Annotated in this window: 12 protein-coding genes and 1 tRNA gene; 5 read left to right on the top strand and 8 right to left on the bottom strand. The window is 73.5% G+C overall.

The window, feature by feature from the left end; translation table 11 throughout:
• Nucleotides 1–11: 11 nt before the first annotated feature.
• Nucleotides 12–866: a carbon-nitrogen hydrolase family protein gene (locus BLW17_RS09745; protein ID WP_036735039.1), complete on the top strand. Its 855-nt coding sequence runs from the start codon at nt 12–14 to the stop codon at nt 864–866.
• Nucleotides 867–872: 6 nt separating this feature from the next.
• Here the strand turns inward: BLW17_RS09745 and ttcA are convergent, their stop codons facing one another.
• The 4 genes from ttcA to rpmH form a co-directional block, all read right to left on the bottom strand.
• Complete coding sequence (ttcA, locus tag BLW17_RS09750; RefSeq protein WP_052176511.1) at nt 873–1784, bottom strand: tRNA 2-thiocytidine(32) synthetase TtcA; 912 nt, start codon at nt 1782–1784, stop codon at nt 873–875.
• Nucleotides 1785–1945: 161 nt separating this feature from the next.
• A complete protein-coding gene (yidD, locus tag BLW17_RS09755; RefSeq protein WP_036735029.1) occupies nt 1946–2191 on the bottom strand; it encodes a membrane protein insertion efficiency factor YidD in 246 nt (81 codons plus the stop codon).
• Between the two features lie 71 nt (nt 2192–2262).
• A complete protein-coding gene (gene rnpA, locus BLW17_RS09760) occupies nt 2263–2730 on the bottom strand; it encodes a ribonuclease P protein component (protein ID WP_331429089.1) in 468 nt (155 codons plus the stop codon).
• Between the two features lie 2 nt (nt 2731–2732).
• Nucleotides 2733–2867 carry a 50S ribosomal protein L34 gene (gene rpmH, locus BLW17_RS09765; protein ID WP_036703770.1) on the bottom strand — a complete coding sequence of 45 codons (135 nt, stop codon included), beginning with the start codon at nt 2865–2867 and terminating at the stop codon, nt 2733–2735.
• Between the two features lie 305 nt (nt 2868–3172).
• Between rpmH and BLW17_RS09770 the strand changes: the two genes are divergently transcribed.
• Together BLW17_RS09770 and BLW17_RS09775 are read left to right on the top strand one after the other, a co-directional pair.
• Nucleotides 3173–4576: a sensor histidine kinase gene (locus BLW17_RS09770; RefSeq protein ID WP_036709569.1), complete on the top strand. Its 1404-nt coding sequence runs from the start codon at nt 3173–3175 to the stop codon at nt 4574–4576.
• A 109-nt stretch (nt 4577–4685) separates the two neighbouring features.
• A tRNA-Arg gene (locus BLW17_RS09775) sits at nt 4686–4762 on the top strand.
• Between the two features lie 28 nt (nt 4763–4790).
• On the opposite strand, the gene BLW17_RS09780 is transcribed toward BLW17_RS09775, so the two are convergent.
• Genes BLW17_RS09780 through BLW17_RS09795 form a run of 4 tightly spaced genes read right to left on the bottom strand, consistent with a single transcriptional unit; the run spans nt 4791 to nt 10634 of the window.
• Complete coding sequence (locus BLW17_RS09780) at nt 4791–6338, bottom strand: SGNH/GDSL hydrolase family protein (RefSeq protein WP_036735031.1); 1548 nt, start codon at nt 6336–6338, stop codon at nt 4791–4793.
• A 41-nt stretch (nt 6339–6379) separates the two neighbouring features.
• The gene (locus tag BLW17_RS18125) at nt 6380–8278 is read right to left on the bottom strand and encodes a hypothetical protein (RefSeq protein WP_074826508.1); all 1899 of its coding nucleotides are present in this window, start codon (nt 8276–8278) and stop codon (nt 6380–6382) included.
• Nucleotides 8275–9636, bottom strand: coding sequence for a hypothetical protein (locus BLW17_RS09790; protein WP_036736044.1), 1362 nt, complete (start codon nt 9634–9636; stop codon nt 8275–8277). The genes BLW17_RS18125 and BLW17_RS09790 overlap by 4 nt, the downstream gene beginning before the upstream one ends.
• The gene (locus BLW17_RS09795; protein WP_052176596.1) at nt 9633–10634 is read right to left on the bottom strand and encodes a trypsin-like serine peptidase; all 1002 of its coding nucleotides are present in this window, start codon (nt 10632–10634) and stop codon (nt 9633–9635) included. The genes BLW17_RS09790 and BLW17_RS09795 overlap by 4 nt, the downstream gene beginning before the upstream one ends.
• 494 nt (nt 10635–11128) lie before the next feature.
• Between BLW17_RS09795 and BLW17_RS09800 the strand changes: the two genes are divergently transcribed.
• Together BLW17_RS09800 and BLW17_RS09805 are read left to right on the top strand one after the other, a co-directional pair.
• Nucleotides 11129–13009 carry a DNA/RNA non-specific endonuclease gene (locus BLW17_RS09800; RefSeq protein WP_211656934.1) on the top strand — a complete coding sequence of 627 codons (1881 nt, stop codon included), beginning with the start codon at nt 11129–11131 and terminating at the stop codon, nt 13007–13009.
• Complete coding sequence (locus BLW17_RS09805; protein WP_036736042.1) at nt 13006–14163, top strand: helix-turn-helix transcriptional regulator; 1158 nt, start codon at nt 13006–13008, stop codon at nt 14161–14163. The genes BLW17_RS09800 and BLW17_RS09805 overlap by 4 nt, the downstream gene beginning before the upstream one ends.
• Nucleotides 14164–14178: the final 15 nt, after the last annotated feature.

Below are 14178 nucleotides of genomic sequence, written 5' to 3' on the forward strand. Positions count from 1 at the left end.
CCATGCGCGAGATCCGCATCGCCGCCGCCGCCTATCCCATCGACTGGCAGGCCGACTTCGACGCCTACGAAGCCAAGATCACCGCCTGGGTCGAGAGCGCCGCCGACTGCGACCTGCTCGTCTTCCCCGAATACGGCGCGATGGAGCTGGCAGGCCTCGGCGGCCCCGCGGTGGCCGGCGACCTGCAGGCCAGCCTGCGCGAGGTCGCCCGCCACGAGGCCGCCCGCGACGCGCTGCACGCCCGCCTCGCGGCGGCGCACGGGGTCCATATCCTCGCGGCCTCCGGCCCGGCGTTTGCGGGCGACACGGTGCTGAACCGGGCCGTGCTGTTCGGCCCTTCGGGGCGGATCGGGCACCAGGACAAGCAGGTGATGACCCGCTTCGAGCGCGAGGAGTGGCACGTCGCGGGCGCCCCCGGCCTGCGGGTCTTCGACACGGCCGTGGGGCGGCTCGGGGTCGCCATCTGCTACGATTCTGAGTTCCCGCTGATCGCCCGCCGGCTGGCCGAGGCGGGGGTCGAGGTCCTGCTGGTGCCGAGCTGCACCGACACGGTGGCGGGGTTCAACCGGGTGCGGATCGGCGCCATGGCGCGGGCGCTGGAAAGCCAGTGCGTCGTCGTCCATGCGCCGACCGTGGGCGCGGTGGACTGGAACCCGGCGCTGGACGAGAACCGCGGGCGCGCGGCGATCTATGCGCCGCCGGACGGGCTGTGGCCCGAGACCGGGATCGTGGCCGAGGGCGGTATGGACGCGCCCGGCTGGGTCAAGGCGACGGTCGATCTGGACCGCGTGGCCGAAAGCCGCCGCGACGGGCGGGTGCTGCCGTTCCGGCACTGGCCGGAAAGCGCCGTCGATCTGCTGGGCTGAGCGCGCCTAGTCGCGCAGGCGCGGCACGGTGTCATCCGCCGCCGCCTCGCCCGTCCGCGGGCGCAGCGCAGCAAAGTCGAACAGCGCCGGGTCGGGCAGTTGCGAGGGCCGGATGTTGGTCAAAGCCCGGAACATCACCTGCCGGCGGCCGGGGCTGCGCGCCTCCCACTCGTCGAGAAGCTTCTTGACCTGCATCCGCTGCAACCCCTCCTGGCTGCCGCAGAGATCGCAGGGGATCACCGGATAGTTCATCGCGCGGGCGAAGCGGTCGCAATCGGCCTCGGCCACGAAGGCGAGCGGGCGCAGCACGTTCAGGTCGCCCTCTTCGTTCAACAGCTTCGGCGGCATCGCCGCCAGCCGCCCGCCGTGGAACAGGTTCATGAAAAGCGTCTCGAGGATGTCGTCGCGGTGATGGCCGAGGACCACCGCGCTGCACCCCTCCTCGCGCGCGATGCGGTAGAGGTTGCCGCGCCGCAGCCGTGAACACAGGCTGCAATAGGTGCGCCCCTCGGGCACCTTGGCCTTCACCACCGAATAGGTGTCCTGATACTCGATCCGGTGCGGCACCCCGCGCTCGGTCAGGAACTGCGGCAGCACGGTGGCCGGGAAACCGGGCTGGCCCTGATCGAGGTTGCAGGCCAGCAGCTCGACCGGCAGGAGCCCGCGCCATTGCAGCTCATGCAGCACGGCGAGCAGGGTGTAGCTGTCCTTGCCGCCCGACAGGCACACCAGCCAGCGGTCGCCCGGCGTGACCATGTGATAGGTCTCGAGCGCGGCGCGCACCTCGCGCACCAGCCGCTTGCGCAGCTTGCGGAACTCGGTCGAGCTGGGGGCGCCGCGGAAGAGCGGGTGAATCTCGGTGTCGTCGGCGGCGTCGGTGCGGGGGTCGGCGGGGTCGTCGGTCAGGTCGTCGAGCATGAGGCGGTCCGGTCGGCGCCCGCACGGGGCTGGGTCATTGGGAGGAAACGCGGCGCGGGGTCAGAGGCCCCAGGCGTCGAACACGAACGTCAGCAGCACGACCAGCGCCAGCCCCGCCAGCAGGACCAGCAGCAGCCCCGGCAGGACGCGGCGCGGCCCGCTCATCGTCCGACCCTCTCGTGGCGGGCGGGCGGCACCGGGTCATAGCCGGACCCGCCCCACGGGTGGCAGCGCCCGATCCGGCGCAGCATCAGCGCGGTGCCGCGCAGCGCCCCGTGCCGTTCGAGCGCCTCGAGCGCGTAGACCGAGCAGGTGGGCTGGAACCGGCAGCCGTGGCCGATCCACGGGCTGAGCAACAGGCGGTAGGCCCGCACCGGCAGCGCGACGATCCGTGCGGCGGGGGACATGGCGCGCGGCGCCGGGGTCCCGCGCGGCGGATGCCCCGCGCAGCGCCCCGCGTCTGGCCCGTGCCCGGCGCTCATCGCCCGCCCCGGCGGCGCGGCGCAGCGCCCGGATCGGTCGCGGGCGTCGGCTCGGGGGCCGCATGGACACGGCGCAGCGCGCCTTCGAGGTCGGCGCGCAGCAGCGCGAAGTCGCGCGTGGCGGTCGCCTCGGGCCGGCCGACGAGGACATAGTCCCAGCCGGGCCGTGCCGCGTCGGGCAGGATCTCGCGCGCGAGTGCCCGCAGCCGGCGCTTGGCGCGGTTGCGGGCCACGGCGTTGCCGAGCTTCTTCGAGCAGGTGTAGCCGACCCGGACCATCGTCGCGGGGGTCGCGTCGCCCTCGGGGCGCTGGCGGGCTTGCAGCAGAAAGCCCGCCGTGCCCTGACGGCGGGCCGATGCGGCACGCAGGAAGTCGGCGCGCCGCGCAAGGGTGACGAGGGGCCGCCGCCCGGCCCCGGCGCCGCCCGCAGGGGCGGCGGACGGGTCAGGCGAGGCCCCGGCCAAGATCAGGCCGACAGGACCTTGCGGCCCTTGGCCCGGCGCGCGGCCAGAACCTTGCGGCCGCCCTTGGTGGCCATGCGGGCGCGGAACCCGTGCCGGCGCGCGCGAACCAGGTTCGACGGCTGGAAGGTGCGTTTCATCGTCGTGCTCCAACAGACATGGCGCGAGAGGCGCGGGGAAACCCCGCGCGAAACGCGCCGGTAATGCGAAGCCCGTCAGATAGGGGGGTGCGCCGGACGAGTCAACACGCAAACCGCGCGGGGCGCCCGCGAAAACGCGGGAAAAACCCTTCGCCGCGCGGGCCGGCGCGCCCTCGTTGCCCCGCGCGCGCCGATGCGGCAAGGTCGCTGTCAGGGAACCGTGCCAGTTCACGTTTGTTTGATTCCCCGTCCCTGTCCGACCAGGCCGCATTGCCCGGGCCGAGCGGGGCGAGATACGGAACGCCATGACCCTCAACAGCATTTCCGGCCGGTTTGCACTGCTGACGATCGTCTTCGTCCTGCTGGCGGAAGTCCTCATCCTCGTGCCCAGCGTCACCGGGTTCCGCCGCGACTACCTCGCCACCCGGCTCGAGCGAGCGCAGATCGCAAGCCTCGCGCTGCTGGCCACCGACGAATCGATCGCCGCCGATCTGGAGAGCGAGCTCCTTGAGAACGCGGGGGTGTTCAACGTGGTGCTGCGGCGCGACGACGTGCGCCAGCTCGTGCTGTCCTCGAAGCTGCCGCGGCCGATCTCGGCCACCTATGACCTGCGCGAGACAGGCTGGCCGCGGGCGGTGCGCGACACGCTGCACGACCTGGTCAACGCCCGGCCCGAGATCATCCGGGTGATCGGCCAGCCGGTGCGCCAGGCCGGGCAGCTGATCGAGATCACCATGGACACCGCGCCGATGCGGACCGCGATGATCGACTTCACCCTGCGGCTGCTGGCGGTGTCGGCGGCGTTCTCGGTCCTGACCGCGCTGCTTCTGAACCTCGCCACCCAGCGGCTGATCGTGGGGCCGATCCGGCGGGTGATCGGGCACATGACGGCCTATGCCGCCTCGCCCGACGACAGCCGCACGATCATCACCCCCGCCGCCCGCATGGGCGAGGTCCGCGCCGCCGAGACCGCGCTCGCCGCCATGCAGCGCACCGTCACCGCCTCGCTCAAGCAGCGCGAGCGGCTGGCGCAGCTGGGGCAGGCGGTGGCCAAGATCAGCCACGACCTGCGGAACGTGCTGTCGACCAGCCAGATCCTCGCCGACCGGCTTGAGAACAGCGCCGACCCGGCGGTGCGGCGGGCGGCGCCGAAGCTCGTGGGATCGATCAGCCGGGCGGTGAACCTGTGCGAGACGACGCTCGCCTTCGGCAAGGCGGAGGAGCCGCAGCCGACGCTGACGATCTTCAACCTCGCGCCGCTGGTGGCCGACGTGGTCGAGGCCGAGACGCTCGCCGCCGAGGCGGCCGGCGACGGGGGCGAGGTCGACTTCGTCACCGACGTGCCGGCCGGGCTGCGTATCCGCGCCGACCGGGACCAGCTCTACCGGGTGCTCTCGAACCTGGCCCGCAACGCGCGGCAGGCGATCGCCGCGACGCGCCAGCCGGGCACGATCGAGCTGTCGGGCGCCGAGGACGAGACGCACTGGTGCATCCGCGTCGGCGACACGGGGCCGGGGCTGCCGAAGAAGGCGCTCGACCACCTGTTCCAGCCCTTCACCGGCGGCATCCGCAAGGGCGGCACCGGCCTCGGCCTTGCCATCGCCGCCGACCTCGTGCGCGGGCACGGCGGCAGCCTTGAGCTGGTGCGCAGCGACGCCGAAGGGACCGAGTTCCTGCTGCGCCTGCCGCGCGAGGTCGCCGCGGCCTAGGCGGCGGGTCCCTTCGGCGCAGGTTACGGGCGCGCGAGGAATATCGCGCGCCGGGTCGTTTTCCCCCTTGCAACCCCCCGCGCCCCGGCCTAGGTAGCCGCCCTACGACGGACCCGTAGCTCAGCTGGATAGAGCACCAGACTACGAATCTGGGGGTCGGGCGTTCGAATCGCTCCGGGTCCGCCACTTTTCCCCACCATCTGTCAGACACGCCCTACCCTTGCGGAGGGGCGGGATCGAGCTGCTGTCCCCACCAGGCGCAGGTCTCCTCCCACGCCGGGTAGATGCCCTTCTTGACGATCAGGATGGCGATCATCGGTGCGAGCAGCGGCGGGCAGCCGAGGGCCGAGAGCGCCGCGGTCAGCGCGCCGACCATCGCCGTCTCGCCCAGCCCCAGCGCGCCGCGCAGCTCGTCGCGGGCGGCGGCGTCGGCGGGCGCAGGGCCGCAGACCAGCCCGTAGAGCTCGCGGTGCCAGCGGCCGAAGAGCCGCTGCCCGAGCGCGGCAAAGGCGTCGCCGACCCCCTCGAGCCCGACCGGCGCCACCTCGAGCGTCAGGGTTTGGGCCGCGTCCGGGCGCAGCGAGATCAGCGTGTCGCGGCGGCCGATCTCGTTCATCAACGCGTCCTCGGGCAGCGCCAGCAGCGCCTCGATGGCGGCGGCGTCGGCGACCGGCAAGGGGCGGGCGGGCGCGACGGCCTCCTCGGGCGGCGCGAGGTCGACCGACTCGAGTCCCCCCGGTACCGCTTCGCCCAGGCCGATGTGGCGGGCGGCGGCGCGGATGATCCCGGCCGGGCCGCGGAACCCGAAGCTGGTCGGGTGCAGCTCGTCGTGCCACTGGCCGCGCGGGACGCTGCCGCGGCAGTCGGCCACGATCACCCGCCCGCCGAAGCGCGCGGCCAGCGCCGTCAGCCCGGCGTGGAAGCGGTCGATCAGCAGCCCCAGCACCGCCGACTGCAGCGTCGGATCGACGATCCCGAGCCGCGCCAGCGGCTGGCCGAGCCAGCGGCCGTTGGCGGCAACCACCCGGTCGTAGCTGTGACAGACCACCCGCGGTGCGCCGGCGCTCAGCCCGGTCTCGATCAGGTTGCCGTAAAGCTCCAGCGTCGCGCCGAGCAGCGGCGCGAACCCCGGCCCGATCAGGTCGTCCGCGCGCGCCCCCGGCCGCCACGGCACTAGGCAGCGCCCCAGCCCCGCGCCCAGCACGTCGTTGCCGCCACCGCTGAGGATAAGCAGGTCGGGGCGCTCGGCCCGCACGGTCACCCCCACCTCGTCCTGCCGGGCCATGTCCGAGAGCATGTCCCCCGCGGCGCTGAGGCAGTGAATCGCCCAGACCCCGGAGAGGTGATCGACCACATCGTCGATGAGGAAGGGATACTGGAACCACGAATCGCCCTCGGCCACCACTTTGGGGCCGCGCCACCCGGCGGCGATGCGCTGGCGGTAGGCCTGCAGCCGCCGCCACCGCGCCACGCCGTTGAGCGAGGCCATCGCCGCCGCCGACTCGGCCTCGCCATAGTCCACCCGCGCGGGGTTGGGGATCACCTGCGGCATCAGCGGCCCGCCGGCGAGCGGGTCGAGCATCACGTAGGGGCGGATCGCCCGGTCGGGGATGGCGGGGTCGGCCAGCATCGCCTCGAACGCGGCGCGGCTGATCGGCGGCGCCGGGCGCCGGGGTGGCGGCCCGACGGGGGACGGCGGCCGGACGCGGGGGCGCGCTTCGGCCGCGGTTTCGGGCGTGGGGGTCGTCGAAGGCATCGTCATGGCGTCGTCCTCGTCCGTCCGGGGTGAGCGAAAGCCCCGCGTCACCCGGCGCCGAGGTCGAGCCACAGCTCGATCACGCCGGTGGCGGGCAGCTGGGGAAGTTGGGTCAGGGGCACGACGACCGGCGGGGACGCCATCGTGTTGCCGGCGACGAGCGCGGCGGCGACGGCCTCGGCCAGCCGCGCGTCGGCGTCGTGGAAATAGCGCAGCTCGTCCTTGCCGATCGCCTCGGGCCGGTACTCGGCCGGAGGCACCGCGAACCCCTGGTTCCTGAGCGTTTCGCTGATCCTGTCGGCACGGGCGGCGATGGCCGCGTCCGCGGCGGCCACGGCGGGGTCGGGGGGCGGGCCGATCGTGCCGCGACCGGCGAACTGCAGGAAGACCCGGGTGCAGTTCTGCTGCGGCGCCTCGACCTCGGCCCACAGACGCGTCGTGCCGTCCGGTCGCGGGTAACCCTGCGCGGCCGAGGTCAGCGTGACCTGCCCGCCATTGGGAACCACCCCCTTGGTCGGCGCGAGGGTATAGTCGGGGTCGGGCAGCGCGTCGCGCAGGTTGATGCCCGAAGGGGTGGCGACCGCCACCCGGGCGCCGGGGGCGAGGGTTTGCGGATCGACACCGCCGGCCAGCCGGCTGTCGCCGGCGTTGCCAAGCCACATGGCGCCGCCGCACGTCCCGAGATCGGCAGGCAGCGGTGCACCCCCGGACACGTCCGGGGCCGGCGTCGCGGGACGCGGTGCCGGAGCGGGGTCTTGCGGGGCTGCCTCCGGTGCCGCCGCGCCGGCGTCCGGCGTGCCGGGCAACGAAGTCAGCACGCCACCCGTCGGGCTGAAGGTCCTTACCCCGGGCCACGGCGCAAGCGCGCCGTCGCGGCGGAGGGGCGAGACCGCACCCGGCCCGGTCGCGCCGCTGCCCGAATTTGCGGCGCCCGCGGCAGGGTCGAGGTCGGCCAGCGACGCACTCACCGAGACCACGTCGTCACTGCTCCGCTCGATCCCGCCCCCGCGCAGCTCGAGCAGGTCGAGGACCGGCGCGGGCTGCCCGACGAGCGAGGTCAGCAGCTCCCGCGTCGGGGCCAGGTTGCGGTCCGTCAGCGCGAGGACAGCGGCTTTCGCCTCCTCGCTGATCTGGGCGCGCTCGGACTGGCGGGCGCGCTGGATCTTCTCCTGGTCAGAATTGAGATCGGCGATGCGGACCCAGCCGAGCCCGGCGATCAGCGCCACGGCCAACAGCACCAGCGCCGCGGTGCCCCTCCGCCGCCTGCGTCGCGCGGCCGCCGCCTCGACCGACGCCGCCACGAAGGCGGCGATGTCTGGGTCGGCATGGGCATGGCGCCGGGCGGCCTCGATGGCATCCCCGGCCAGCAGCAGCCCGTCGCGGGCGGTGCCCTGGGCCTGCTGCCACTGGCGTGCCATCGCCGCGAAGCGCACCTGCTCGAAGGTCGCCTCGCGCCGGGTCTGGGGCGGGGGCTCGGGTTCGGGCGCCTGGTGCGGGCGGAAGGTCGCAGCGGCCTTGCGCACGATGCGCGACCGGGGCGGCGGGCCGGGCGCCTTGGGGGCGGGGCCGCCAGAGGTCCGGTCGGGGGCGGCGGCGTCTGGCCGGATGGCGGGCCGGGCATCCGTTGCCCCCGCCGTGTCGCCCGCCCCGGCGGGACTTGAGCCGACCCTCGCGGGCTCCGGCTGGCCGGCCGCCGGCGCGAAATCCGCCAGTGCGGGGACGGCGAAGCGACCCGTCTCGGCGCCGACCTGGGCGGCGAGCGTGAACATCAGGTCCCGCAGCGCGTCACGGTCCAGCCCGACCGGCACCCCCGCCCCCGCCGCAATGACCTGATCGAGCAGCGCCTGACGGTCGGGGTTCGCGGGGCCGCCCGGGCGCGGGTCGGGCAAATCGGCGGCCCGATCGATCAGCGCCTGAACGGCGGGCGAGGCGACGCCCTCGATCATGGCCCGTTCAGGCTGCAATATTCCGGGACCCGGCCGAGAATGCGGCCGATGCCCGCGCGCAGCCCGCCCAGCAGCAGGAAATCGCGCTTGAGCTGCTGGTCCACCTCGATGAACTGGCCGCGCACGCGGCGGCTCGTCTCGTCCAGCGCGGCGCAGAGCGCCGCGTAGCCCGCGTCGTGGTCCAGCGCCTCGTATCTTTCGATGGCGGCGCGAAGGACGTCGGACGGCAGCTTCACGGCGCGATCCGGGACCAGCCGGCGCAGCGCAAACTCGAGCGGTTGGAGCCCGTCGACGACGCGGTCGAACCAGTCGGCGGCCAGCGGGGCGCGCATCGCCTCTTCGATGGCATAGAGGCCCAGATCGACGTACTGCCAGACCGAGTGGGCGAGCACCCGGCGCAGCAGCGTGTCATGCAGCGCGACGATCACCAGCGTGTCGTAGTCGAACAGGTTTTCGGCCCGCGCGCGCTCGAACTCGTCCACCAGACCGCGGAACGGGAACGTCGCCGCCTCGGCAAAGATCGCGGTTTCGAGCGCCGGCATCTCGGTCCTGAGCATCTCGCGCAGCACGAAGGGGGCATAGGCGACCTGCGCGGGGTCAGTGGCCGCCAGCAGCCCGCGCGCCAGGGCAAGCGCCCCGCGGCAGCGGCCGAGCGCGTCCTGCCCGGCTGTGTCCAGCCCGCCGAAATCCTCGGCCAGCAGCGCCTCGGTCGCGGCGACCAGCGGCGCCAACCCGGCCAGCGCGGCCCCGCCCGCGGCGGTGGCAGCGGCCGAGGCGGGTCCGGGTATGGGGCCGGGGGTGGGGCGCATCGCCTCGGCCCCCATCACCTGCAGCCCGTGCAGCGCGTCGTGCAGGCGCTTGAGGTCGACCATCCGCTCCAGGCCCTCGCAGGCCATGACCAGCGTGGTCTCGCGGCATCTGCAGAGCTTGGCCAGCAGCCTGACCTCGGCGTCCGAGGCCTGGGCGCCGTCCCGGGCCAGGCCGCAGACGACATCGGCATAGCCGTCGATCAGCGCCTGCGCGGCGGCGATCTCGGCCGCCATGCTGGGCGCCGTCACCAGCACGGCGCCCAGATCGACCAGTTCGCAGTTGCGCCCCTGGTGGCGCCAGCGCACCTCGATGACCCGCAAGAGGAACGAGGTCACCAGCGCCTCGCCCGGCATTTCGGGCCCGACGGCGAACACGCAGCCGTCGAGGATCTGGCCCGCCGGCGTGCTGCTCAGGACAGCCGGAAACGTGTCGTCGGCAAGGCGCTGGCCGGGATAGCGCCGCAGCGCCTCGCGCAGGTGGTCGGTCTGGATGCCGTCGACGAACACCGTCCGGCAGTTGGCGAAGGGGATCGAAAACGGCGCGGTCATGGCGGCAGCACCCCCGGCGCGCGGGTGGCGATGCTCTGGGCCACGAGGCCGACCGGCACCGCCTGATTGTAGGCCGGATCGTTCAGCGCCGGGTCGCCGAGGTGGTGCAGCCCTACCAGGTTGAGGTCCCAGTCGAACACCGGAGAACCGGACGAGCCGGGTTGGGTGTTGGTGCGATAGCGCAGCCGCAGCCCCTTGTGCACCGGCCCGATCAGGGCGTTGTCGTCCAGCGCCATCTTCATCGGCTCGCCCTGCGGGTGCTGGACGATGATGATCGGTGCGTCGGGGCCGAGCGGCGGCCCCGGGCGCAGCGTCTGCCACCCCCGTTCGGCGGTGGACCCCGACAGCCGCAGCAGCGCGTAGTCCAGCTCGTCCGCGGCGGGCGGGTCGTCGGGGCGCGTGCCCATCTCGCCGGGCGCGCAGGGCCGTTCATCGACCACGCGCTCGACCGGGAACTCGGTCCCGGCCTCGGTCCCGTCGGGCAGCCGGTGATAGTCGAAGCGCACCGCCAGCGTATCCGCGGCCCCCGCCTTGCGGGCGAAATCGACGACGTGCCAGTTGGTCAGGACCAGCCCGTCACCGACGAGGAAACCGGTGCCGAAGGGCCGCCCGTTCGATTCGATGCGCCCCACCTGCGCCATGACCCGTTCCAGCCGCTGGACCCAGGCCTTGAGGTCGATCTGCGCCAGGTTCGGCCGCACCAGCCGCCGCAGCGCCGGGCCGCCGTTGCCGGGGACCTCGGGGTGCGGGGCGCCGGCGGACTGCACGTCGAAGCTCGCGGTGGCGGTGGTGTCGGCCCGCGTGAGGTCGGGAAAGGCCGCGCGCAGGGCGGCACGCACGTCGCCGCGCTGCGGCTTTTCGCGGTAGACGACGCGCGCCAGCCACTCGGTCGTCCCGTCGCGCTCGAGCGCGGCGAGCAGCTGCTCGATGGCGGGGCGCAGCGGCAGGTGCATGTCGGCGTATTCGACGAACAGGCGGTCGCCGGTGGCTTGCCACACGTAGCGTTCCAGTTCTGCCACGCTGACAGCCGACGCCAGCAACCTGGCGAGGCGCGTGGAGTCGTCCGGGCTGAGCACCAGAAACCCCCGAAATGAAGAACACGAAAACAGGCTTCAGCAAACATGAACGAGGATCAGGGTAACGCTGACGTGAGCCGTCTGTCAACGTCGGCCGCACTCTGCCCAAGGTTGCGGAACAGGGTTTTTCCGAATCGGGCGAATGGTTTACAATGTGTGACGTAAGGTTAACGCGTTCCATTGCCCGAGGCCGCGCAGGGGCCGGCCCGGGTCTGTTTTCCGGGGTATGAGTGATGCGCCGCCTAGAGTCCCTTCGCGCTTCCGCGAACTTTGACCGGGTGCTGGCCCGCGCCGCGCGCCAGCTTGCCGCCGCCGCGGACACGCCGCCCGCGGCGCCCGGCCCGATGGCCGACGCGGGCCCCGATCCCGCCGGGGCCGCGCCCCCGCTAGAAGGCGCCACCGCGCCCCCTCCCCCGATGACGAGTGGGCTCGAGGGGTTCGCCGGGGCCATCGTGGTGACCGGCGACGCCGACCCCGCGTCGGCGGTGGACGAGGCCGCCCAGCGGATCGCCGAGGGGGCGCCCCCCGCCCCCGGCCGCGAGGCGGTGCAATACGCGGTCGAGGCGATCGTGCTCGACACCATGCGGCCGCCGTGGCTGATCGTGGGGGACGCCATCCGCATCGACCGCGACTTCGACCGCTCGGATCTGGTCAGCGGGCGGCTCGACCTCTTCAACGGGCTCTGCCGTCCGGTCGGGCGGGTGGACCTGATCCACCACGCCACCAACGAATTCGTCGGCACCGGCTGGCCGATCGCGCCCGGCATCGTCGTCACCAACCGCCACGTCGCGCAGGAGTTCGCCGAGGCCGACGCCTTCGGCCGCCTGCGGTTCCGCCGCGGTCTCGACGACCAGCCGATCGAGGCCACGCTGAACTGCATCGCCCAGCACGAGACCGACGGGCTGCGCCGCCGCACCTTCGTCAACGAGGTGTTGTTCGTCGCCGGCCCCGGCGAGCCGGACATGGCCTTCCTGCGGATCGAGCCGGCGACCGGGATCGAGCCGCTGCCGATCTCGGCCCGGCCCGCCGCGAAGGGCGAGCCGGTGGGGGCCATCGGCTACCCGGCGCGGGACTCGCGCAACGACGCCACGGTGATGGGGCAGGTGTTTCAGGACATCTACAACGTCAAGCGCTTCTCGCCCGGCTTCGTGATGGAGGTGCAGCCGGACGGCGCGACCTTCACCACCGACTACTCGACGCTCGGCGGCAACTCGGGGTCGGCGATCGTCTCGCTCGACTCGGGCGAGGTCGTGGGACTGCATTTCGCCGGCGCCTATCACAGCGCGAACTACGGCGTGCCGGTCGACCTGGTGACGGCGGCGCTGCGGGCGGTGCTGCCGCGCACCCACCCCTCGGCGGCGGTGCCGGGCCCGGACGGGGCGGCGCCGGGGCCCGAGGCCGCGCCCCGCGACCGGGTGACGGCGCCCGAGGCGCTCGCCGGGCGCGAGGGCTATGACCCGGCGTTCCTCGGCCCCGACCGGCGGGTCGAGCTGCCGGACGTGGGCGACTGGGGGGACGATCTCGCCCCGGTCACGGGGCGCGACGACGGGCAGCTGACCTACCGGCATTTCTCGGTGCTGCAATCGGCCTCGCGCCGGATACCGCTGCTGACGGCGGTGAACATCGACGGGGCGCAGGCGCAGCCGCTGAAGCGGCGCGACCGCTGGGCGCTCGACGGGCGGATCGACGCGGCCCACCAGATCGGCGGCGCCTTCTACGCCGACAACCCCTTCGACAAGGGCCACATGGTGCGCCGCCGCGACCCCGGCTGGGGCACCCCCGAGGCCGCGCGCGAGGGCGAGGAGGACAGCTTCCACTACACCAACGCCGCGCCCCAGCACGCGGCGCTGAACCAGCGCCACTGGGCCGGGCTCGAGGATTACCTGATGGGCGCGGCCGAGACGCGCGGCTTCCGGCTGTCGGTGTTCACCGGCCCGGTGCTGCGCGAGAGCGACCGCCCGCTGGCCGGGGCCGCGCCGCCCCCGGACGGCGGCGCCCCCATCCGCATCCCCGAAGAGTTCTGGAAGGTCGCGGTGATGATCAACGACGCGACCGGGGCGCTGCACGCGACCGGCTACGTGCTGTCGCAGGGCCGGATGATCCGCGACCTGACCGAGGCCGCCTTTGTCCTCGGCGCCTACCGGACCTACCAGTTGCCGATCCGGCAGATCGAGGCGGCGACGGGCCTCGACTTCGGGGATGCGCTGCGGGACGCCGATCCGCTCGACCCCGGCGGGCGCGAGCTCGCGCCGCGCCGCGCGGTTCCCATCAACGGGCCGGACGACCTCGTGCTGTGACCACGCCGCGCGCCCCACGGCAGGACCTCGTGCTCGGCATCTACGACGCCGTCCTCGACCCGGCGCTCTGGCCCGACATCCTCGACCGCCTCGCCCACGAGGTCGGCGCGCTGGGGATCATCATCTTCGACATGACCGACGACGCCGAGGCGCTGAGCGTCCGCACGTTCTCGTCGCGCTACGAGCGCGGGGCGATCGAGCGGTACCTCGCGTTGCACGTCAGCTACGAGATGGCCGACCAGCGTATCTTCGCCCGCCACTCGGCGGCGGCCGATCGGATCGAGGTGATCGGCGACGAGGTGCTGGCCCCCACCTCGGCGCAGCTTGCCGCGCGGCCCAATTCGCAGGCGATGGCGCAGTTCGGCATCCTGCACCGGGCGGGGGCGCTGCTCAGCCGCGACAACCCCGGCCGCGACCGCTTCTCGATCCAGTTCTCGCGCTCGCACGGGCCGCTCGGGTCCGGGGACCGGGCGGTGCTGGGGCTCTATCTGCCGCATCTGGCCAAGGCGTTCGAGCTGTCGCGCCCGATCGACCGCTGGCGGGGCCTCGCCGCGGGGCTGGCCGCGACGCTCGACCGGCTCAGCATCGGCATCTGCCTGATCCGTCCCGACCGCGCGGTGATCGCCCAGAACGCCGAGTTCCGCCGCCAGGTCGACGAGCTGGGGGTGATGGCGGTGACCCGCGACGGCAGGCTTGAGGTGCGCCACCCCGAGGGGCGGGCGTGGCTCGAGCGGCTGACCGGCGATCCGGCCCGGCACGGCCAGTTCGGCGCCCGGCCGCGGAAAGAGGCGCTGGGTGCGCTGCGCCGGGACGAGCGTGTGTCGGTCTCGGTCGAGATCGCGCCCCTCGGGACGCTCGAGGCGTTCGGCGGCGGGCGGCTGGACGGCTATGTGGTCTACTGCCTCGACACCAGCCGCCCGGTCGAGATCGACCTCGAGGGCGTGCGCCGGGCGATGGGGCTGACGGCGGCCGAGGCCGACCTGCTCGGCCTGCTGGCCGAGGGGCTGACCAACCGCGAGATCGCCGGCCACCGCGACCGCTCGGTCGAGACGATCAACACGCAGGTCAAGTCGCTGCTGGCCAAGGCCGATTGCGCCAACCGCACGCAGCTGATCCGCCGCGCGACGACGATCGGCTGCCGGTTTCTGGCCTGATCACCAGAACGGGTG

This window comes from Paracoccus sanguinis, assembly GCF_900106665.1.
GTDB lineage: Bacteria > Pseudomonadota > Alphaproteobacteria > Rhodobacterales > Rhodobacteraceae > Paracoccus > Paracoccus panacisoli.